This window comes from Fusobacterium varium (assembly GCA_021531615.1).
Lineage (GTDB): Bacteria > Fusobacteriota > Fusobacteriia > Fusobacteriales > Fusobacteriaceae > Fusobacterium_A > Fusobacterium_A varium_C.
This window is the reverse complement of sequence record JADYUE010000018.1, coordinates 1-21,935: the sequence shown is the minus strand read 5'-3', so window position 1 is coordinate 21,935 and position 21,935 is coordinate 1. Positions and strand designations below refer to the sequence as shown.

Genomic DNA, 21,935 nt, shown 5'->3' with positions numbered 1-21,935 from the left:
CTTAAAACTTTACACACAGTCCATTTATATAATTTTTTAATTTTTCTCTCTATGCTGATTTTCTTATTACAGGAATATTTCTTAATTTTTCTCTATACTCCTCTATTATCTCTCTAACTTTCTCATCTTCTTGAACAAACTCTATATCATATTCACTTCCAGAGAAATTAACTAACTTCATCTTTCCATCTTTCTTTTGAAAAACAAGCTCAAGTTTACCTAAAACATGTTTCTCTTCTCCACCATGCTGAACTATTGGAACACTTTTTTCATTTCCCCATACCCAATAGATAGGAGAGGACATATGATAATGATCATCAGCTCCTAATACTGCTGAAACTCCTGCAACATTAGCCAATTTAGTATCTACTGCAAGTCCACAATGGGATAAAACTATATTTATATCTGTTTTTCCTTCTAACCTAGCAATCTGCTCCTTCAAAGTTTTTTCTGCATCTAAAAATATCTTGTCTGGCTCATATCCTCTCACTTGAGGTTTCATTGAAGTTAAACCAATTATTCCTATTTTAACTCCATTTATCTTTTTTATAATATATGGTTTTACTCCAGCTAATAACTTTTCATTTTCTTTATACACAACATTGGCACAAAGAGTTGGTTGCTTTGAAAGTTTAATAAGATTATTTAAAGTTTTATCATCTTCAGGTAATTTCTTATTTATAGGTTTTCTAAAATCATTATTTCCTAAAACCCAAGCATCATAACCAATCGTATTAAGAATTTTCATCTCAGGTATCCCATTAAATATACTAAATTCACCTCTAGCAAAAAGATCTCCACCTTCAAGAATCAATAGATTCTCAATATTTTTACGTTCTTGATTAATAATAGTTGAATACTCTGGCAGGTTCTCAAGATTCCCATGAATATCATTTGTGGGCAAAATTGTTAATTTGTAGTACTCACCATCTTTTATTGCATATGAAAAAGCAAATGCTAGAAAAAATACAAGAGTAGAAATTAAACTAATTTTAGTCCTTATCATAAGATATATCCTCCTCAAAAGTTTTCAAGAATATTATCTATAACAGGAGTAAAATAAGTATATATTTTTTGTAAATCTTAGGTAAATTTTATTTTTCATTTCCTTTGGCTATATTTAAACCTAATTTAACTATCTCTTCATTAGTTATTTCTAGCTTTTTTCCATTTATATCAAGAAATACTAACATTGCTAAAATTCCTATTCTTTTATTTCCATCTAAAAATGGGTGATTTCTTATAAGAGAGTTGCACAGTTGTTTTCCTTTTGCTTCTAAATCTTGATATAAATCCTCTCCACCAAAAGTAATAAAAGAAGAGTTTATAGCATTTTCCAAAAGTCCAATATCTCTTATTCCTCTAATTCCTCCAGTTTTATCTATAATTTTTTCATGTAAACAAATTATATCTTCTTTAGTTAATTTTATAATCATGCTAACTCCTCAAACGCTTCTAAATACTTATCTAAATAGTAGTCTGCTAACTTTATCACTTTTTCTCTATCTTGATTTTCTATTATCTCTTCCATTTTTCACCTCTAAAAATTTATATTACAAAAAAAGAGAAGCCTATTTTGGCTTCTCTAAAATTCATTAAATGCTATTATTTTTCTGAGTAAACTGAAACTTCTAATTTTTCATATCTTTAAAAGTTTAAATAAAGCCATCTTTAAAATTTTACTTTTCTATTTTGTTACCTTTTTGTTATCTATGTCAAAATTCTTACACAATTTTAGATAGATTTTCATGAATATTTTAGTAATAAGCTACTGCTTTTTTACCATCAAATACCAAACCAATTTTTATTATATCTTTTATTCCTTCATTTATTAGTAAAGTATCATATTTCTTTTCTTCTATCTGCTCAAGAGCCTTTGATGCCTCTTTTTCAAGATTTTTAGTTTTGGCTCTTTTCAGCTCTAATACATATCCTGACCATTTCTTATTTCTTGGTATTAATACTATATCAGCTCTTCCGTATCATGTTTCTGAATTTGGTTTCATTTCATAATAATCATCTAAGGCATAGAAAAATCCTGCAAGTAATGTCTGATATGGATTTTCAAATTTTTTATTTGTATCATAGAAACTTATTGCATTAAGCACAACCTTTTCTAAAATTCTTACAATAGTATTTATATCTTTACTTTCTAAAGCACCTTTCATACTTGCTATATTACTTTTTCCTTTAAATACTATTTCAGCAAAAAGACTTTTGAAAAATGATTGTATCTCTTTATTAGGAATTTTAACTAAATATGCTTCACTGTTTATTTTTTCTTTTACAGTTAAATATCCTGAGAAAAGCATAAGTTCCCACAATCTGTTTGGGTCTAAATTATTTCCTAAAGCTACATTTTCATTAACATATATAGTTTTTTCCTGACCGTTTACTAAATTATCCAAGTCCTCAAAAACTATTCCATCTGAAAGAAGCAGCAATTCTTTTATTAAAGCATTTCCAGAAGTATTTATCCAGTAAGCATCTAATTTTTTATATTTTATATATTTTAAAATACTCCACGGATTGTATACCTCCATATTTCCAAATTTATAGCCGTCATACCAAGACTTGACATCTTCTAATTTATCTTCTGACTTATATTCTATTAAAGCATTTTCAACTTCATTTTCCAAAAGCCCAAAATATTCATCATATGCTTCATCTAGTATTGTATGAGTTTCAATATTATTAAGGTCAGAGAATATTCCTGCTTGAGCTACTCTTATTGCACCTGTAAGAACTCCCATTTTTAAACTTGAATTGGTTTTTAAACAAGCTCCATACATACTTTTAAAGAAAACAACAGCTATATCATAAAAACCGTACTCATAAGCCATAGTTAGAGGAACATCATATTCATCTATTAAAACTATAACTTTTTCATTATACTGTTCTTCTAAAATTTCACTTAAAAATCTTAAAGCATCATCATAATTTTCAACTGTCTCTTCAAACCATATTTTATCAAATTGCCTTTTATTTCTTTCATCTAAATCTTCTCTTAAATATTTGTACTCATTATATAAATTTGAAAAAGTTTTTCTTATACTTTTTTGCATTTCTTCCCAAGTAGTCCCTTTTATTCCTTTCATTGAAATAAAGATTACGGGATATTTTCCCTGTTTTGCAAATACAGGAGAATTTTTTATATATAAATCATCAAATAGCTTTTTATTTTCTTCTGCTTTTCTTATGTCAAAAAAATGCTTAAGCATAGACATATTAAGAGTTTTTCCAAATCTTCTTGGGCGAGTAAAAAGTTTAACTAAAGCTCCATCATTCATTATTTCTTCAATAAATTTAGTTTTATCAATATAGAAGTAATCATCTGATATTAACATTTTAAAATCTTCTATCCCAATAGGAATTTTCTTCATATCTACACCTCTCTTTCTTTTGATTTATATACATTATAGCATATATTCCTCTGTTATTGCTTTACTATCTTATAAAATTAAATACAGAACACAGCATATAAAGGAACACTCTTTATTCCATTTTCAAATCCAAAATTTTTTCCTGAAACTCTTATTGAGTATTTAGGAGAATATCTTTTTATATAGTTATTAAGACTTGTGGCTCTAACATGCTCAGCACTTTTTACCTCTACTGGAATAATATTTCCCTCTTTATCTTGAATTACAAAATCTATTTCTAAAGTTTGATTTTTCTCGAAATAATAAGAGGTATAGTTATTCATAGCTAAAGCTGAACAAACATAATTCTCAGTTAATGCCCCTCTAAACTCTGTAAAAGTATCATTTCCATATAAAATTATATTAGCAGGTATCTCAAATTTTGAACATAATAACCCTGTATCAGCTAAATATATTTTAAACGATGAAGGCTCTGAATAAGCTTTTAATGGTAATTTTCCCTCTGTTACTTTAACACATTTATTAATTACTCCAGAAGATACAAGCCATTCAATAGGAACTTCATACTCATTTGCCCTTGCTCCAGATTTAATAACCTTATATTGAAATTTCTTATTTTCCTTTGCTAATTGAGCTGGTATACTATTAAAGGTATTCATTATTTTTACAGTTTCATAAGGTGTTGCATATTTTGCCATATCTGCAATATATGAATCATTAAGAGTTTTTTGTGATGAATAAACAAAATCAAAATTTTCTGTTTCTATATAATCTAAGATAACCCTTGGCATTCCACCTATAACAAGGTATTTCTTATAATATTCCATAGCTTTATCATGTAAAGAAAATGCCTCATTACTATTAAAATGTTCTCTTATCATTTTAGAAAGTTCTATTTCATTTAAAGCCCATAAAAACTCTTCAAAATCCATAGGATACATTCTTAATAATTCTACTTTCCCTACTGGAAAAGAATAGCTTTCTCTATTTAATGCCACTCCTAAAAGGCTTCCTGCACATATAATATCATAATTAGGCTTCTTTTCATAAAAATATTTCAAAGAAGTTAATGCTTTTTCACTAGCTTGTATCTCGTCAAAGATAATAAGTGTTTCTTTTTCTAAAATAGTACTTCCTGAAAATACTGAAAGCTCTCTTATAATTCTTTCAGGATTCAAATCCTTTTCAAAGATTCTATTTAGATCCTTTGAGTTCTCAAAGTTAAAATAAACACTATTCTTATAATTTTCTTTTCCAAAAGAAAAAGCTATATAAGTTTTTCCTATCTGCCTTGCACCATCTATTATAAGAGGTTTGTGATTTTCTCTATTTTTCCATTCAATTAATTTTTCTTCTATTTTTCTCTTCATCTTTTGCTCACCTCTTAAAAAATGTTGTTTATATATCTTATTTTATCATAAAAAATGTTATATTGATACACTTTTTATTTTTACGATTTTAAAAATCTCTCACAACATAGTATAATAATGAATTTATCATCTCTTGACTATATTTTTCTAAAATAAAAACCACTCCAGTAAAATTGAAGTGGTTAATTCTTATAATTTAAATGCTCTATAATAGTTATTATCCTTAAATCCAAAAAGTCTCAAATCTGTTGTTGTATACTCTCCAGGGAAAAATAGTATCACCTTTGTTTCATTAAATAGATTTTGTAAATTATTAAGAAGCGCATGACTTCTAACTATTGGATATATTTTTCCAGTCCCTGTTATAATAACTAAATTCTTATTCTTAGCCTTTTCTTTTATTAATTCAAGAATAACCTCCATATTAAAACTATTCTTTAATTTTTTATATAAAATATCTGTTCCTCTTTTTTCCTCCATCTTAAAAACTGTATCAAAAATATCATCTCTTTCTAAGCTCTCAAGAAGTAGGTCAAATAGATCTATCTCTACTCCAATTAATTTAGTTTCTTCTAAGGATCTCAATACATCATTTTTTACTTTATATCTCACAATAAGCTCATCTTCAGGTTGATAATCAAAAATATAAAAAGGAACTTCATTTGCTAGACCTCTATTATTATAAAATTCATCACTCTTTAATTTTTCAATTAGTTTTTCAAATCTCTTTTCAATATTTTTCATCTTTGATTATCCTCTTCTCCCTTAATACAACATTACTTTTAATATTTCTTTATTTCCATTATTCCTTATCTCTTCTATTATCTCTTCATCAATAAATGGCTTAACTATTTTAAAAGATCCATCTTTTTCTTTTTTTAGAAATCCACCTTCAACTAAAAAAGTTTTAATCTTTGTTAGCATCTTCTTTTTTCCATAATCAGACCAATTACTTACAATCTCTGATTGCTCCTCTTTATGTCTTAAATAATTTTTAAAATCAACTTCAGTAAGATAATAATCAAAATTGATAAATTTATCTCTTATCACTTCATCCATAAACTCTGCCATAAATCTTTCTATACATAGAATCAAATAGAGATTTATAAATTTACCAACTTCAATATCTTCCTCTACTATCTTTCTTGTAAGAGTTTCTGTAATTCCCTTTATTCTCTTATTAAGAGTTTGATATTTTTTACTAAAGTTACTTTCACTTTTACTATCTAAGATATCATTCTCCTTTAAACAGCTTTTTAAATCAATATCCTCAATTTTATATCCATTTTTATAAAGGAATTCACAAGTCCTTTTCATCTCAGAATAATAAAAGCTTTCACTGGTAGTAGCAACATATCTCATTTTATTTTCTCCTATTTCTATAAATTAAATGTCAAAATCAGATAAAATTCCTATCTTTGCCACATAATCTTTTGAATCAAGAATCTCTCCAGTTTCTAAATCCATAATCTTTAAAGTAACTTTTTCATGATCCCCACTTAAAGTAAGTCTAAAATCATGTTGGAAGTTTTCTTCAGTAGCATTAAGTCTGATTTTTACTTCATTACTTACTCTTATATCTCCATCATATAATCCTGCTATTATATCTCTTTCTACAACCTTATTTTTTATACTAATAGGATCTAATTGATACAATGTAAATTTATTCAGATTTGAAGTTATCTTATCCGTACTCTCTTTTATTCTAACTCTTACTTTTTCTGCTTTCTTAGAATGAACTCCACTTCTGTATTGAATAACTGGTACTATCATCTCTTGTGGACTTAGTCCTCCATGAACAAATTGTAATCCGTTTCCACTTGCTTTTATTCTTTGATTTTTCCTTGGAAAAACTCCAAAATAATCATCTATTTTTATAGTGATACAACCTTTTTGTTCTATCTCCTTTTCATATAAAGCATATCTCCTACCTATAACAACAGGCTTAACTTCACTTTTATCTAGTTCTATCTTATTATATTCCTCTACTACTTTTCTCTCATATAGGAATCCATGATCACTTGTTATATAGATATTTACAATTCCCAAGCTTGAAAGAAGTTTAGAGATCCCAACAATATCCTTTATTGCCGTGTCACAAGCTCCAAAGGTTTTATCTTCTGTCTTACCTGCATCTCCAATACCATCAATATTATCATGGTAGATATATATAACTTTCTTACCTTTTATAAATTCATCTTGTTCGTTTCTACTCATATTTTTAAAATCTTTAAAAATTATAGCTGAAGACTCTTCACAAGATAATTTTAAAATTTTTTCTCTATTCTCTGTATTTATAGTGCTTATTCCTGATATTGTATATATTTCTCTAAGTGGATCTATCACTCTTTCATTATCTGGTAATAGATTTGCCATTCCAACTTGAGTAAAGCTTGGTAATCCTGTAAGCATAGCTTTTAAATTTATCTCTTTAGCACTAGCTTCTTTTTTCAATTTTTCAGCTATCTCTTCTCCTATCTCATATCTTAATCCATCAGATATGATCACAGCCACTCTTGTATCACTATTTTTTATATACTCATTATAAAAATCTTTTTGTAAAGGAAGTCCACTTTCTGTTGTAAAATTATCTGCCCATACTGAAAGAAGTTCCTCTAAATAATCTTTTTCATAGAATTGAGATATCTTTCTCTCTAACTTATCAAATAACTCATTGGAACTTTTACCTTTAATACTATCATAAGAAACGATAAAATCTCTATATAGTCTATCTATCTTATAATAAATATTAATATACTCTTTAAATATTCTATCTATGCTCTTATCTCTTATTACTAGCTCATCTTTTATCTTTAAAAGATTTATAACTGTAATTAGCATCTTATAGTAATCAAAATACTTACTTCTATATAGTGTATTATCCAATCTGATGTTGATATACTTTAAGTATCTGTCATAGTTTGCAACTTCAGAATTTAAATTTTCAGCTATATATTTAATAGTTAATTTATCAAAATACTCAAAAGCTGTACCTAATACTAAAGCTTCAACCTCTAGTTTATCTATTACACTTTTTATATCCAGTTCCTCTCCTAGCTCATAAAATATCTCTTTTATCTTTTCACTACACTGCTTATTTTGTAAAAGAGAACTTACAAAAATATAGATCTCATTTGTTTTTCCTTTATAATACTTTTCTAGATCAGAATCTGGTTTTTCCTGTATCTCTCTATAGAAATTAACTACCATTAAACTCTTTAAGAACTCTTGAAAATCCTCTACTTCTAAATCAAATCTACTTTTTATCTCTTGGAATAAAAACTCTTTACCTATCCATTTTTCAACTGTATCAAGCTTACTTCTATCTAAAATTATACTCTTAATAATCTCTTGAATATCAACAACCTTAGAATTTACAGTCACAGCTAAAATTGCTAATTTAAGATCATTTTCCCTTATAGTTTCAGGATTATCTATTAATTTATTAAGCTTCTCTTTTCTCTCCTTACTTCCAAAAAAGTCTAAATGCTCTCTAATCACTTGATTTAATCTAAAATCTCTTCTATAAAAGTTAAATTCTTCCATTATCATAGCAGATTTATCAGCTACAAAAAATTCAGAGTATCTTTCTATATCTATTAAATAATTCTCTCTATCTTCAGGTCTTGGATATTCACTATATATAAGATAATTTGATTCTAAATCTCTATATTCTAAAGTGTATTTTGTATCAAAAATATTTGTACTTATTAACTCACCCTTTCTATTTGTAGTTTTTTCAAGTACAATAATTTTAACATTATCAATCTCCAACTCAGGTATTATATCTTTAAATGCCTTATCTGGATCATACCAAAATATAATATGCCTTTTCTTAGGAAATTCAGGTACTAAACTGAATCTATGATCTAGAATCTCTTTTATCTTATCTTTTTCCATCTTATGAATATCCTCTCTTTTAAATTTTCTTTAATACTTTTCCGAACTTCTCATAGTTTACTTTTACTCCATCATCTAAGTCAAGAGATATTTTTAGCTCTGATATATGTTTTACATCATTTGCATATGTCTGAAGTTCTTTTAATATAGCATATAGCTCTTTTAACTTCTTATCTGCTATTTTTCTATCCTTTGAAGATGTATCTGGGTTTTCTGCTATCTTTTCATAGTAGTTTCTTAAATTTTCCATCTTCTCTTGATAAGGAATTAGATACTCTGTTCTTACCCTTGCAATGCTCATATCTTCATATCTATGTAGATAGATTAAAGCAGAGAATCCATTTTTCTTTCCACTATTCATAAACCAATAGATAGGTCTCTTTTGGTATCTTTGAAGATGATCTGTATAGAAATCTTTTATGAAGTAGTTTCTTAAAACCTCATCATATGTTTCTCCCTCTTTCTGTCCAAGAGCTTCACATATAAATCTTATATTTTCATCAAAATTCTTTTCTCCATATAGAGCTTTTACAAACTCAAATACTCTACTAACAATATCATTTTCAAATACATTTTCCCCTGTTACAGGAATAATACCAAACTCATCAGGTAAAAATCTTGAGTTTTCAATAGAGTGTCTTATATTTCCCTCTCTATCTTTTATAATAACTTGAGATTCGTTACATTGTAAAATATCATCAGAGTTTGCTATTATCAATTCCTCTTTATCAATAGAGTACCTTCCCATAATACAACCTACTGCATAAGATAGAAATTGTTTTATAATCTCCTCTTTATTAAATAAGATTTTACCATCTTCTATCTTAATTTCCTTTTTCAATAGTGTTATATCTTCAAAAGGAACTTTTTCGTCCATCTCATCATTAAGTTCATAGATATCTATAAATATTCTATTAAGCTCCTCTTCATTATGGTGCATCTGCATAAATTTATCACTCCAATATTGGCAGTAATCATCATATGCTTTCTCTATACTATCTCCCTTAGTGATAAATAACTTTTTAAAATCCCAAGAAGTTTCTCTAGAATCCCATTCCTCTTTAGCTATATTAATATTTTGTTGCGTTATTTCATTAATATTATTCTTTTTAATTTCATCTTTTTCTATGATAATAGGAATTTTTGCAATATCCCCAGATTGAAAATTAAGTGTTGGACTAATGTTTCCAAATAATATTGTAAATACTTTTGAATTTAGCAGTCCTAAAAGGATATATTTAATATCTTTTTCTGAAAATAAGCAACATCCTCCATTATCAAAAATAAAACCTTCTCCAAAATTTCTAACAGAAAGTTTAGCAGATGAAACAGTAGACCAAGTAAGTCCTTCTTTAGTAAAAAAATCATAATTTGCAATTACAGCTGTTGGAATTTTTCTAATTTCTTCTGCATCATTTAGCCAATTAATTAAATATTCATTATTACCATAATATTTTCTAAAACCTCCTCCTTTATTATAAGGAAACCATTTTATTTTTAAAGAATCTTCTTTTAAATTTATAGAATTTAATTTAAAATTGTTCTTTTCAACTTCAAACCATAATCTTAAAAATCTGTTATTATCAGAAGTAGAATTTCCCTTGCGAGGTTGTGCAATTTCTCCTAATTTTTGATTCTTTTCAAAAATCTCTCTTACTCTATTACTAACCCAATAAGCTATTGGAGAACCAGGAATTTTTTCAAACTCTTTTTGATTTGCACTATAATAATTTTTATTATTAAGAAATTCTTCCTCTTTCCATTGTGCATTATTATAATCAACAAGTCTTATATAAGTACCTTTTTTTTCAGGAACTTTATTTTTTCCTACCCAAGAAACTGTTTGAACAACTTCTCCTCCAAGCTCTTCAAATGCCCTTGTTCCAAGATGATTTAAACTCTGTATCTCTCTTTTCTCTATAATCTGCTTTCTTAAATTTTCAAAACTTGATAAAAACATCCAAGAGTGCATTGTTATCATTGCAGTATATCTATTTTCCTTTGTAAATTCATTACACTTTTCAATAAATACAGCAAATAGATCTCCCTTGCTGTCTTTATAATTTTTTTCAACATATTTTTTTAACTTGTCATCAAACCCTTTTCCTCCCATATATGGAGGATTTGTAATAACAATATCATATTTATCTATCATTATTCTATATTGATAAATAAGTTTTTCTATAAATTCATACTCTTTTTCAAAATCTATATTCTCTACAATACTATAATTTAAAGATAGTTGTCCCTGTTTTCTATAAATTTCTTCTAACTCTTTTAGCTCTCTATATAGCTCTTTAGTTTCAATACTCTCTAATTTTAAAATACTTCCATACTCTTTAGCATCATAAAAATCAACTAAAAGTTTTTCAAGATGTATTAAACTATTTTCCTTTATAAGGTTTTGTATACTTTCTGAAATATCATTACTCTCTTCAATAACTAAAGTATTTATTGATATTTTCTCATCCTCTTCCATTCTCTCTAAAACTTTAAAGAATCTTGAAAATTTCTCTCTAGCCTTCATAAATATTGCAAAAGATGCCAATTGGCTAGCTCTTTTATCTATATCTAAACCATAGATATTATTTTTTATAATAGATAGAACAGCATCTTTTTTACTCCAACCAAGATTCTCATATATATCACTTAACATGTCAAAGCAATATGTAAGCATATGTCCACTACCCATTGCAGGATCTATAATTTTTATTTCTTCTATCTTTAATCTCTCTTCACTTTTTTGAATTTCATTTTCAATATAGTATTTCCAATTTTCCTTTATCTCTTCACTTACTCCACAACTTTCTAAAGCAAGTTTTCCAAGAGAGTTTTCTCCCATATATTTTACTATCCAATGTGGAGTAAATAGTTGAGTAGCAGGTGCAATCTTCTCTTTAGTTATCTTTTTATTTTTCTTCAAATCTGCAAAAACTTCATCTTTTAGATCTGAGTTATAATATTGATAAAGCCAACCTATTATCTCAACAGGTACTACCTCTTCATCTTCTTCATTTTTTTCTATAGCCTTTCTAAATTCATCTCTCAATTTTTCAAGAAAAGATCCTCTTGCTAAAACTCCATCTGGAAAAAGAATATCTGAATAACTTCCCCTCTTCTCAAACATAAATGGCATAATTTTAGAAAACTCATAACATTTTTCCTCAACTAAGATAGAATATAGCTTTTCTAAGCTATCAACTCTATTTTTTTCTTTTAAATCATTAATCTCATTTTGAGACTCTTCATCTAACTCTTGAAAAAAATCAAACTCATAATAGTTATCTAAAATCTCTGGCTCTATTCTATCTCCATTATTAAATACTATTCTTTCATCTATATAATTATTTATTTCCATAAATGCAAAGGCAACCAATCTATTAAACCAAGTATAAGCACTCTCTTCTAAAAGTTGTTCATAGCCTAAAACCTTATATCTACTACAAAGAGAATCATAACTTTTTTTAGGGTATAGAGTTCCATTTATCTCTATCTTATTTCCCATTTTTTGTTTTTCCTCTAGCTCTTTAATACCTTTAGAAGTAATTCCAAATACTGCTAGTTTATTTTTCATTTTTTCAAGTAAATCTTTTCTAGATTCTGTTGCAAAAAACTTTAGGCTACCTTTATCCATTCATTTCACACCCCAATTATTAGTCTATATCTACAATTTTATTTTCATTTAAAGATTTTAATATCTCCCTTTTAAGTTCATTCAACTTCTCTTCAAGCTCTCTTATATACTCCTCCGCTTCACTTTCATTTTCAATATTAAATTTTGAATTAACTTTTACCTTTCTTAAAGTTACTCTCTCTCTTCTCTTTGTCTTTCCATCAGCTGATAATATAAATTGCTCCTTTTCTCCCTCTGCCACTACAAGAATCTTTTCTAAATCCTTAATATCACTTGAATCAACTCTGCTTTTTAAAGATTTATATCTTGCCTTAACTTCTGATAGTAAGCTTTCTATATCCTCTTTATCTTCCAACTTAGTTAAAATTTCATTTTCCATTTTTACAAGTTTAGATTTAATATAGCTCTTATATAGAGTTTCAGCTTTTCTACTTATGTTCTCTAGCTCTTTATTTTTAGACATTATCTTTCTGATATTATCAATCTTTTCTACTCCAAAAATAAATCTCTCATATTCATCAAAGATATCTTCAGAAGAGAACTTGCTATTTATTAAAATATCTTTAACTCTTTTTTTCTCCTTTTCTCCCTTTTCTTTTAAAATATCTTTTTCATATTCAAGGATCACATTTTCTTCTACATTTATTTGATTTAATAGATCATCTATTTCTCTAATTCTAGAATAAGGTTTACTAGCTTCTGTTATTGTCAAAAGCTCTCTATATGGCTCTTTCTCTTTTATTCCACCTAAATATCCTAGATTTTCATCTATTTCATTGATTTTCGCTCTAGCACTATCAAATTTTATTTTTTTGCTACTTCCTGCACTAAAGAAATCATCAACTTCCGATTGATGATAATATAACTCTCTTAACTCATCTTTATACTTTAAAAATTCCTTTAAAAATTTATCTGTTTTATCATTCTTTCTCTCTAGAATCTCATCTAAAAGATCATACCAATTTTTAACCTCTTTTTTTCCTGGGTATTTTCCTCTATTGCACTCATTAAAATGGCTGAATGCTGTTGTTCTTCTTTTTTCTAAAATACCTATTAAATCTGCTTTAGGAGATTCTAAACTAATTATAGAATTAGATCCAAATAACTCACTTAAAACATTATTTATCTTTTTAATAAGTTCAGTATCTACTTCCTCTTTAAGATTTATTACAATTCTTTCAAGATTTTTTGCTTGTAGTTTTGTTAAGTAATCTTTTAATTTCTCTCCATCTTTTACTACCTCTTTAGATTCAGAAATTTCTATAAGCTTATATACAAATAGTTCTGCCACAAGTCCATTTACTGAAAGAGTATTCCAACCATATGGAGCTTTTGCAAAATGTTCAACTAACTCTTTTAAAGTAACTGTTTTTCCTATTTTTTCTAAAAACTCTACTCTCTTTTTAATCTCTTTTATTGCTTCTCTATTTATATTTCCTTCAAGGTCTCTATTTATTTGAATCAAAGTATTTGCACCATTAAAACTATATGATAATACATCTCTAATTCTAGCTTCATCATATAAAGTTTTTAAAAGCCCTGCTGACTTAAATCTAAATTCAATATCAAATTTAAGAGCAGTCTCAATAAATTTTGATGGATCTGAAATATTTCCTATTTCCTTCTTTTGTCCATATACATAAACTTCTGATTTTAAAATAACTCTTTCTATTTCAGCTCTTATTCTTTTTTTTCTACTATTATTTTCCTTTTGTTTTTTAGATAATATTGAAAGAACAGTGTCTCTTGTACTCTCTATATTTTTTCTTCTTACATATTTTTCTACTTTCAAATATAGTTTTATCTCATCAATATATGTTGTTTCATCTTCTGGGAATTTTACTATCAATTCATTTTCACTATCTCTTATTCCTATAAGTAATACGTTGTTATAATCTTCAGAATAAGGAGTTAAAATACGTATATCTAGTTGCTCTCCTTTTTTGCTTGTAAAAAACTCATCTATCCTTCTAGTAAAACTGTATTTCAACTTTGTTTCATCTGATAAAATTGAAGGTTTTGAAAAGATCTCCCCAAAGATATATGAATCTAACTGTTTAGCTACCTCTTCATAATCTACCTGCTCTTGATTGATCTCTTTATTAATATCTTGTTCTTCATTAGTTAGAAAGAAGTATTCATCTCCATCTTTTTGAATCAATACTTGTTGCTCCAATTTTAATAAAGCTTTTTTTATCTTTTCTTCAAGAGCTATTCTATCACAGTCAGTAGAATCAATCATAAAGCTTACTAAATTATCTATATTACTTTTTACCTCATTTATACCTTTTAATAGGAAAAGAAGTTTTAATACTTCAAGTTCAAACTCATCTATCTTTCTCTCATTTTTAGCAATAGTAAATGGTCTCTTAGCCACATCTTCTAAAAATTGCTCTATTGATTCAAAAAAATAGTTAAATGGCACAAGTGAACCTAATTTATTATCCTTTACTCTTATCCCTGCTTCTTGGAAAGAACTTAAAAGAGATCTTTCTCCTCTTGACATATGTTGTCCTGAATATCCCATATCTCTTACTTTTTCAAATACTTTTTGAAGTAAGCTAAATTGATATCCTACAAATGGATAAGTCTCTATAAAGTCATTTTTATTGCTATATATTGGTAAAATAACCTCATTTGTATTAAAGTTAATTGTATTATTAATATTCAAATAATCTTTAGTATATAACTCTTCTACCTCTTTTTTTCCTGTACTTCCTTTTTCAAGTAATCTTTTCTTTATAACCTCATCTATATTACTACTTGATAGAGATAACATAGTCTTAAATCTATCTTGAATTTTAGAGAAATCGTTTCTTCTTCTCTCTCCTGCTCCTAAAATACTTCCTAGATCCTGTTGTGAAGTCACGATAACCCAAACTCTACCTTGGAATCTTACTCCAAGAATTTCAACTAAAGTTTGTAGGTTAAGCATAAGTTGAGAGTTATTTCCTATATATTGTCCTATTTCATCAACTAAAAATACTATTCTATGATTTGGTTCTTTTGTTTTTAAATAAGCTTCTAATAAATCTGCAAAACTCTCGGGACTAACAGAAATCTTATCATCTTTCTCTAACCATCTTTCTGAGCTTTCTTCACTCATTATTCCCATCTCTTCATTTACTTCAATAAACTCATCTTGATAGAAATCTAGGTTTCTTAGTATATCCTTCCACTCTTTTCCTACTAATTCCTCTATATTTTCTCTATATTCATCTAATATCCCTTTTTCAAAAAGCATTCTCTCAAAATTAGCTATTTTTAAATTATCCTTTGAGAAACCAAAATATCCATTGAAATTTTTTAAAAAAGCCACTGGAATACTATCTTTATTTCTGTATGTATCTTGATCACTTACATTATCTACGTTAAAAAGAATAACATCTGTTGGAACTTCAGAAGATCTCTCTATATTACTTTGTAGCTTTTCATCTTCTATCTTTTCTTTAAAATAGTCACTTACACTCTTTCCATCATATTCTTTATTCTCTAAAATACGACCAAGCATCTTTAAGAAGTGTGATTTCCCTGATCCGTAGAATCCAGAGATCCAAACCCCCATATCTTCTGTTGGAGAACTAAAGGATTTTATATATCTATCAAAAAATCTATCAAAATGCTTTTTTAACTCCTCTGTAACTACATACTCACTAAGTTCAGTTACAATAATATCTTTATCAGTTTGATCAGCTTTGACAACTCCATTTATTTTTCTTGTAATATCTTTTAGAAAAATATCTTCAATCCTCATCCTAGTTCCCCCTTATTTTATATCTTTAACTAAAAAAACACGGTTTTTGCCGTGTTTAAACTTCTCTCAAAGCATTTGTAATGATTTTCCCATAGTAATTGCCACAAAAATTTCCTCTAACTAATCATTACACCTTAGCAAAAAATTTTGTCCTAATATATTTTCAACTTTTACTAACTGGTATTAATCTATATTAAATGGTATCAAATGGTACTAATTCTTCTATTAAATGCTTTTACATTATAACATATTTTCCAAAAATGTAAACCCATTATTGTACCATAATTATTTTGAATTTTATAATATATTTTATCCTTTTATTTTTTTCTCTCTTAAAATGTCAATACATATGTTACAATCTAAAAGATTATTTTTATAAATTTTTAATGCAAAAAAAGAGAAGCCTATTTTGGCTTCTCTAAAATTCATTAAATGCTATTATTTTTCTGAGTAAACTGAAACTTGTTTTTTATCTTTTCCAAGTCTTTCAAATTTTACATAACCATCAATTAAAGCAAATAAAGTGTGGTCTTTACCCATTCCCATGTTGTTTCCTGGATGGAATGCAGTTCCTCTTTGTCTAACGATGATGTTTCCAGCTTTTACAACTTCTCCATCATATTTTTTGATTCCAAGATATTTAGGATTTGAGTCTCTTCCGTTTTTAACAGAACCTTGTCCTTTTTTATGTGCAAATAATTGTATATTTAAAGTAAATTGCATCTATTTTTCCTCCTTCTCTACAAGCTTTACATTTTTAGGATATTCTTTTGATAAATTTTCGACCATCAAAGCCATGCTTTCTAAAAGAGCATCTAATTCTTTTTCTTTTCCTAAAGTATTCATACCTCTCATATCTACCATTAAGTATCCATCAGAATCAATTTCAAATTTAGGCATCAGATCAAGAACATCTTGTATTCCTCCCAAAGGCAGTTGTAATGCCATTGAAAGTGCTGCACAAACTATATCCTCTCCATACTCAGCATACTCTGAATGTCCGGTAGCTTTGTACCCTACAATTCTACCATTTTTTCTATAAATTGTAACTTTTGTCATAAAACAATTAAGCGTTTATTGAAGTAACTTTGATTTCAGTGAATAATTGTCTGTGACCTTTTTTTCTGTGGTACCCTGTTTTTGGCTTGTATTTGAAGTTAACTACTTTAGCACCTTTACCTTGAGCTACTACTTCTGCTACAACTTTTGCTCCTTCAACTACTGGAGTTCCAACTTTTACAGTTTCTCCATTAGCTACTAAAAGAACTTCAGTTAATTCTACAGTTGTGTTAACTTCAGCATTTAATTTTTCTACTCTTAATACGTCACCTTCTGCAACTTTGTATTGTTTACCACCAGTTTTTATAACTGCGTACATCTTAACACCTCCAAAAGTATTGCAATCGCTGGTTAGGGTTGCTGATGACCCTTTCCAAGCGTAATCTACGGTAAAGTATATCATAATATATGTATTATGTCAATAAAAATAAGGGAAAACTACTTAATATTTATTTTAGCTCTCAATAAATATTTTATTGCAATTTTATAAAAAACAGTATATTATTTACTAAGATAGTAAATAATATGGTCAAGGAGAAAAATATTAATGTTTCAAAGAACTGAACTTTTAATTGGAAAAGAAAATCTTAATAAACTTCAACATTCACATGTTATAGTTTTCGGTGTTGGTGGAGTGGGTGGATTTGCTATTGAAGCTCTTGTTAGATCTGGAATCGGTGAAATCTCTATAGTAGATTTTGACACTGTTGATCTGACTAACTTAAATAGACAGATAATAGCTACTCAAGATAGTATTGGAAAACTTAAAACATCTGTTATGAGAGATAGACTTCTTTCAATAAATCCCAATGTAATTGTTCATGAATTTCCAGAAAAATTTAGTATGGAAAATAGTGACCTGTTTTTTAAAGATAAAAAATATGATTATATTGTTGATGCTATTGACTTAGTAACTTCTAAATTAGCATTAGCTGAAATAGCTAAAAATTTATCTATTCCTATTATTTCATCTATGGGAACTGGGAATAAGATTGAACCAACAATGTTAGAAGTTGCTGATATTAATAAAACATCTGTTTGTCCTTTAGCTAGAGTTATGAGAAAGGAATTAAAAAATAGAGGTATTAAGAAATTAAAAGTAGTCTATTCAAAAGAACTTCCAAGAAAGCCTTTCAATGAGAGTGGAAGCAGAGAAAAAAAAGTAAATGTTGGAAGTATAGCTTTTGTTCCTTCAACTGCTGGACTTATAATAGCTAGTGAAGTTGTTAAGGATCTATGTAATTTTTAGGAGATTTAGGAGGAAAAATGAAAAAGATAGGAATATTTTATGGCACTACATCTGGAAATACTACTGGTATTGTTGATGAGATGGAATTTTATTTAAGAAAAGATGATTATGAAACTTTTAATGTTGCAGATGGAATCTCTCAAATGAAAGATTTAGAAAATCTTATTCTTGTATCTCCAACTTATGGGGTAGGAGAACTTCAAGCAGATTGGGAAAATGTATATGATGAATTTAAAGATATAGATTTCACAGGTAAAACTGTTGCAATAGCTGGATTAGGAAACCAATTCGCTTTTGGTGAATCATATGTTGGAGCTATGAGAGTTCTATATGATGTAGTTGTTAAAAATGGAGGAAAAGTTATCGGATTTACTTCTACAGAAGGATATCATTATGAAGAGTCTGAAGCTGTTATTGGTGATCAATTTGTTGGACTTGCTCTTGATGAGGGAAATCAAGGAAATGATACTCCTGAAAGAATTGAAAAATGGATAACAGATATTAAGCCTCAATTTAATTAAGAATTTAAAAAACCTCTCTTAAAAAAGAGAGGTTTTCTATTTTTTTAACTATAACTTATCTCTCTAAGCTCAGTTATTTAGTCCATCGCTAAGTTTATAGCAAAGTACCTTTGGCATTTAGTGATTATTAGTCAAGTTTAATTATCTCTATTTCTTTTTTAACATCAATTTGACTCCATGTCAGTGAATAAAGAATCCCTATTGCTTATTCCGTTGAAAATGCAAAACTCACTTCGCAAGTTCGCTCAAACACGTTGCATTTTCTTAACTTCATTTCGCTGAGTGCTTCTAATATTCACTTCAAAATTACGTCAAATTGATATTAGGGATAAACTATTTTTACTTTACTTATTAGAGTGATAAATTATGGTTTTATTATTATATATATACATATTTTATGGAAGCTTATATCTGTATTTTTCTAATACTTCTAACGGAAACTCCACTCTAACTGTTAAAAGTGGATCTACAACTTGACATACAGCCATGTCTGAAAGGAGAGACATCAACATTCCTGTTCTTACATCATTTTGTTTTGTAGCCTCTTTTACAAATTCAAACATCTCTTTAGCTGCCATATCTCCTGCTTTATCTAAATCTTCAGCTGATTGAATAGACATAACCTTTCCTCTTGAATATAAAAATGGTGTTGGTAGTTTTATATTCTTTAATACACTTACTTTAACTGTTATCTCTCCAGCTATTTCTAAACCACAAATAAATACCTCTCCATCTCCCATAAGAGCATGAATATCCCCCATTGATAAAAGTCCGCCTTTAACATTTACTGGTAAATATATTGTTGAACCTTTAACTATCTTTTTACAATCCATATTTCCACCATGTTTCCCTGGTGTAGTTGTAGGAACTCCCTCTTTTTCACTAGGAGCTGTTCCTATAACTCCTATCATTGGATCTGCATCTAAAATTAATTTATCATCAAAATATATCTTATTATCTTTCACTTGAAAGATTATGGCCTCTCTCTTTTCGTACTTTTCATGAAAAACTCCTGCTGTTGTAGAGGCTCTCATTACTCCCCAAGAACGTAACTTGATATCTTCTATCTCTACTTTTAATATATCTCCAACCTCTGCTCCTTCAACATACAAAGCTCCTGTTACTGGATTTGAAAGTCCCTCTCTATCTCCTAAAGGTCTTTCACTACTTGTAATGGTATTATCATAACAATCTCTTGTTTCAAAAACTACTGCCTCTCCACTTTTACAATATCCTGCTGGTTTATTATCCCATTTCATAATATCATTTACAGTTTCTTTAGTAATATAAAGCATTGTTTCCCCCTATTTTTGATTTGATGTAAAATACAAGCATATTTAATTTTCATATAATTTCATTTTTTTATACTATAACATCTTTTCTTATTAAAGTCATATATAATTTTAAAATAGCCCTTATTATAGTGAGAAATCCTATTTCCAATTCTTTATAGATAAAAATAATAAAGTAATATATAATATATTCATCAAATCTTGAGGAGGCAAATTATGATTAAAGAAGCTTGTGTTGAATCACTTGTTGATGCTATTGAAGCTGAAAAAAGAGGAGCACATAGAATAGAACTATGTGATAATTTATCTCAAGGAGGAACTACTCCATCTTATGGAACTATCAAGTTAGCTCTTTCTACCCTTAAAATACCTGTTTTCCCTATAATAAGACCTAGAGGAGGAGATTTTTATTATACTCCAGCTGAAATTGAAGTTATAAAAGAAGATATTAAAATTTGTAAATCTCTAGGAGCTAAAGGAGTTGTATTAGGAATTCTTACAGCAGATAAAAAAATTGATTTTAAAACTCTTGCTGAATTTATGGAATTAGCAAAACCTATGGAAGTAACTTTTCATAAAGCTATTGATGAATTAGAAGATCCAACTTTAGTTATTGATGATCTAATTAATCTTGGAGTTAAAAGAATCCTTTCTTCTGGAACTAAACCTACTGCTTTAGAAGGAAAAGATATGTTAAATAAAATGATTGAAAAAGCTGGAGATAGATTAACTATTGTTGTAGCTGGAAAAGTTACAAAAGAAATTCTACCAGAAGTTTCATCTTTAATACCTGCTAAAGAGTATCATGGAAAAGTTATTGTTTAATAATTAAAATTAAAAATAGGCAATCTATCTCTACATTTAAGTAGTTTGGTAAATTGCCTATTCTTTATTCTATTTTATTATAATATCTCCAACTGTCATATTTAATTGGTTAATTAATATATTAGGATCTATCTCTATTTGTATCCCTCTAGCTCCTCCACTAACAAAAATTGTATCTTTTGCTAAAGCTGATTCATGGATATATGTCTTATGTTTCTTTTTTATTCCTATTGGAGAACATCCACCTCTTATATATCCAGTCATATTAAATAGCTCTTTTAGCTCTAGCATCTCAACTTTTTTATCCCCAGCTATTTTTGCTAATTTTTTAAGATCTATTGTATCACTTCCAGGAATACAAGCTACTAACATCTCCCTTTTTTCATTTAACAATACAAGAGTTTTAAATATTTTAGTAATATCTTGCCCTGTTTTCATAGCTACTGCTACTGCCCCTAAATCATTTTCATCAACTTCATATTCTATAAAATTATATTTTATCTTATTTTTATCCAACTCTCTCATAGCATTTGTTTTTTTCATTTTTTATCTTCTCCTTTTGAAAAAATCTTCCAAAAAATAAAAAATGGCGCTTCCTAATGGACTCGAACCATTGACACTGCGGTTAACAGCCGCATGCTCTACCGACTGAGCTAAGGAAGCACTCATTATGCTTGGCGAGTTCCTATCCTCCCAGGAGGCTTCCCTCCAAGTACTTTCAGCGTTTACAGGCTTAACTTCTAGGTTCGGAATGGAACTAGGTGTACCCCTGCAGCTATTCTCACCAAGCTAGTGTTTATGTAGCGCAGATCTTCATCTGCGTCTCATTAATTATAATCGCAACTTCGTTGCTTCTTAATTAATGGAACACTCGAAACTATATAATAGATCTTCTTTAGGTTAAAACTTCGACTTATTAGTATTGGTCAGCTAAAAGTCTCACAACTC

The 21,935-nt window shown here is 28.1% G+C and carries 16 protein-coding genes, 1 tRNA gene, 1 rRNA gene and 1 pseudogene; 3 read left to right on the top strand and 16 right to left on the bottom strand.

What is annotated here, in order from left to right; genetic code table 11:
* Nucleotides 1-49: 49 nt before the first annotated feature.
* The 12 genes and pseudogenes from I6E31_07260 to rplU all read right to left on the bottom strand — a co-directional run bounded on the left by I6E31_07260 (nucleotide 50) and on the right by rplU (nucleotide 17,419).
* Complete coding sequence (locus I6E31_07260; GenBank protein MCF2639766.1) at nucleotides 50-1,006, bottom strand: bifunctional metallophosphatase/5'-nucleotidase; 957 nt, start codon at nucleotides 1,004-1,006, stop codon at nucleotides 50-52.
* A gap of 88 nt (nucleotides 1,007-1,094) precedes the next feature.
* Nucleotides 1,095-1,436, bottom strand: a complete 342-nt coding sequence (locus tag I6E31_07255; protein ID MCF2639765.1) for a type II toxin-antitoxin system death-on-curing family toxin — start codon at nucleotides 1,434-1,436, stop codon at nucleotides 1,095-1,097.
* Between the two features lie 321 nt (nucleotides 1,437-1,757).
* A pseudogene (locus I6E31_07250) lies at nucleotides 1,758-3,383 on the bottom strand (AAA family ATPase).
* A gap of 77 nt (nucleotides 3,384-3,460) precedes the next feature.
* Nucleotides 3,461-4,753 carry an ATP-binding protein gene (locus I6E31_07245; protein ID MCF2639764.1) on the bottom strand — a complete coding sequence of 431 codons (1,293 nt, stop codon included), beginning with the start codon at nucleotides 4,751-4,753 and terminating at the stop codon, nucleotides 3,461-3,463.
* Between the two features lie 189 nt (nucleotides 4,754-4,942).
* The gene (locus I6E31_07240) at nucleotides 4,943-5,497 is read right to left on the bottom strand and encodes a DUF1788 domain-containing protein (GenBank protein ID MCF2639763.1); all 555 of its coding nucleotides are present in this window, start codon (nucleotides 5,495-5,497) and stop codon (nucleotides 4,943-4,945) included.
* A 21-nt stretch (nucleotides 5,498-5,518) separates the two neighbouring features.
* Complete coding sequence (locus tag I6E31_07235; GenBank protein ID MCF2639762.1) at nucleotides 5,519-6,115, bottom strand: DUF1819 family protein; 597 nt, start codon at nucleotides 6,113-6,115, stop codon at nucleotides 5,519-5,521.
* Between the two features lie 24 nt (nucleotides 6,116-6,139).
* On the bottom strand, nucleotides 6,140-8,653 hold the full coding sequence (gene pglZ, locus I6E31_07230; protein ID MCF2639761.1) for a BREX-1 system phosphatase PglZ type A: 2,514 nt from the start codon (nucleotides 8,651-8,653) through the stop codon (nucleotides 6,140-6,142).
* Between the two features lie 19 nt (nucleotides 8,654-8,672).
* Nucleotides 8,673-12,287 carry a BREX-1 system adenine-specific DNA-methyltransferase PglX gene (gene pglX, locus I6E31_07225; protein MCF2639760.1) on the bottom strand — a complete coding sequence of 1,205 codons (3,615 nt, stop codon included), beginning with the start codon at nucleotides 12,285-12,287 and terminating at the stop codon, nucleotides 8,673-8,675.
* Between the two features lie 19 nt (nucleotides 12,288-12,306).
* Nucleotides 12,307-16,041, bottom strand: a complete 3,735-nt coding sequence (brxC, locus tag I6E31_07220) for a BREX system P-loop protein BrxC (GenBank protein MCF2639759.1) — start codon at nucleotides 16,039-16,041, stop codon at nucleotides 12,307-12,309.
* Nucleotides 16,042-16,479: 438 nt separating this feature from the next.
* On the bottom strand, nucleotides 16,480-16,764 hold the full coding sequence (rpmA, locus tag I6E31_07215; GenBank protein ID MCF2639758.1) for a 50S ribosomal protein L27: 285 nt from the start codon (nucleotides 16,762-16,764) through the stop codon (nucleotides 16,480-16,482).
* Complete coding sequence (locus tag I6E31_07210) at nucleotides 16,765-17,100, bottom strand: ribosomal-processing cysteine protease Prp (protein ID MCF2639757.1); 336 nt, start codon at nucleotides 17,098-17,100, stop codon at nucleotides 16,765-16,767.
* 7 nt (nucleotides 17,101-17,107) lie between these two features.
* Nucleotides 17,108-17,419, bottom strand: coding sequence for a 50S ribosomal protein L21 (gene rplU, locus I6E31_07205; GenBank protein ID MCF2639756.1), 312 nt, complete (start codon nucleotides 17,417-17,419; stop codon nucleotides 17,108-17,110).
* Between the two features lie 228 nt (nucleotides 17,420-17,647).
* On the opposite strand from rplU, the gene I6E31_07200 reads away from it, so the two are divergent.
* Nucleotides 17,648-18,349, top strand: coding sequence for a tRNA threonylcarbamoyladenosine dehydratase (locus I6E31_07200; GenBank protein ID MCF2639755.1), 702 nt, complete (start codon nucleotides 17,648-17,650; stop codon nucleotides 18,347-18,349).
* A 17-nt stretch (nucleotides 18,350-18,366) separates the two neighbouring features.
* On the top strand, nucleotides 18,367-18,870 hold the full coding sequence (locus I6E31_07195; protein ID MCF2639754.1) for a flavodoxin: 504 nt from the start codon (nucleotides 18,367-18,369) through the stop codon (nucleotides 18,868-18,870).
* Between the two features lie 395 nt (nucleotides 18,871-19,265).
* Here the strand turns inward: I6E31_07195 and I6E31_07190 are convergent, their stop codons facing one another.
* Nucleotides 19,266-20,165 carry an acetamidase/formamidase family protein gene (locus I6E31_07190; GenBank protein MCF2639753.1) on the bottom strand — a complete coding sequence of 300 codons (900 nt, stop codon included), beginning with the start codon at nucleotides 20,163-20,165 and terminating at the stop codon, nucleotides 19,266-19,268.
* 213 nt (nucleotides 20,166-20,378) lie between these two features.
* On the opposite strand from I6E31_07190, the gene I6E31_07185 reads away from it, so the two are divergent.
* Entirely contained in the window at nucleotides 20,379-20,987 is a 609-nt protein-coding gene (locus I6E31_07185) for a copper homeostasis protein CutC (protein MCF2639752.1), read from the top strand.
* 69 nt (nucleotides 20,988-21,056) lie between these two features.
* Here I6E31_07185 and ybaK read toward each other — a convergent pair whose 3' ends face one another.
* The 3 genes from ybaK to rrf form a co-directional block, all read right to left on the bottom strand.
* Entirely contained in the window at nucleotides 21,057-21,530 is a 474-nt protein-coding gene (ybaK, locus tag I6E31_07180; protein ID MCF2639751.1) for a Cys-tRNA(Pro) deacylase, read from the bottom strand.
* A 44-nt stretch (nucleotides 21,531-21,574) separates the two neighbouring features.
* Nucleotides 21,575-21,650: transfer RNA gene (locus I6E31_07175), tRNA-Asn, on the bottom strand.
* A 9-nt stretch (nucleotides 21,651-21,659) separates the two neighbouring features.
* Nucleotides 21,660-21,776: ribosomal RNA gene (rrf, locus tag I6E31_07170) — 5S ribosomal RNA — on the bottom strand.
* Nucleotides 21,777-21,935 lie beyond the last annotated feature (159 nt).

What these genes read in the sequence shown, in the direction of transcription:
- I6E31_07260 (MCF2639766.1), bottom strand. Translation starts at nt 1,006, where the DNA reads ATGATAAGGACTAAAATTAGTTTAATTTCTACTCTTGTATTTTTTCTA.
- I6E31_07255 (MCF2639765.1), bottom strand. Translation starts at nt 1,436, where the DNA reads ATGATTATAAAATTAACTAAAGAAGATATAATTTGTTTACATGAAAAA.
- I6E31_07245 (MCF2639764.1), bottom strand. Translation starts at nt 4,753, where the DNA reads ATGAAGAGAAAAATAGAAGAAAAATTAATTGAATGGAAAAATAGAGAA.
- I6E31_07240 (MCF2639763.1), bottom strand. Translation starts at nt 5,497, where the DNA reads ATGAAAAATATTGAAAAGAGATTTGAAAAACTAATTGAAAAATTAAAG.
- I6E31_07235 (MCF2639762.1), bottom strand. Translation starts at nt 6,115, where the DNA reads ATGAGATATGTTGCTACTACCAGTGAAAGCTTTTATTATTCTGAGATG.
- pglZ (MCF2639761.1), bottom strand. Translation starts at nt 8,653, where the DNA reads ATGGAAAAAGATAAGATAAAAGAGATTCTAGATCATAGATTCAGTTTA.
- pglX (MCF2639760.1), bottom strand. Translation starts at nt 12,287, where the DNA reads ATGGATAAAGGTAGCCTAAAGTTTTTTGCAACAGAATCTAGAAAAGAT.
- brxC (MCF2639759.1), bottom strand. Translation starts at nt 16,041, where the DNA reads ATGAGGATTGAAGATATTTTTCTAAAAGATATTACAAGAAAAATAAAT.
- rpmA (MCF2639758.1), bottom strand. Translation starts at nt 16,764, where the DNA reads ATGCAATTTACTTTAAATATACAATTATTTGCACATAAAAAAGGACAA.
- I6E31_07210 (MCF2639757.1), bottom strand. Translation starts at nt 17,100, where the DNA reads ATGACAAAAGTTACAATTTATAGAAAAAATGGTAGAATTGTAGGGTAC.
- rplU (MCF2639756.1), bottom strand. Translation starts at nt 17,419, where the DNA reads ATGTACGCAGTTATAAAAACTGGTGGTAAACAATACAAAGTTGCAGAA.
- I6E31_07200 (MCF2639755.1), top strand. Translation starts at nt 17,648, where the DNA reads ATGTTTCAAAGAACTGAACTTTTAATTGGAAAAGAAAATCTTAATAAA.
- I6E31_07195 (MCF2639754.1), top strand. Translation starts at nt 18,367, where the DNA reads ATGAAAAAGATAGGAATATTTTATGGCACTACATCTGGAAATACTACT.
- I6E31_07190 (MCF2639753.1), bottom strand. Translation starts at nt 20,165, where the DNA reads ATGCTTTATATTACTAAAGAAACTGTAAATGATATTATGAAATGGGAT.
- I6E31_07185 (MCF2639752.1), top strand. Translation starts at nt 20,379, where the DNA reads ATGATTAAAGAAGCTTGTGTTGAATCACTTGTTGATGCTATTGAAGCT.
- ybaK (MCF2639751.1), bottom strand. Translation starts at nt 21,530, where the DNA reads ATGAAAAAAACAAATGCTATGAGAGAGTTGGATAAAAATAAGATAAAA.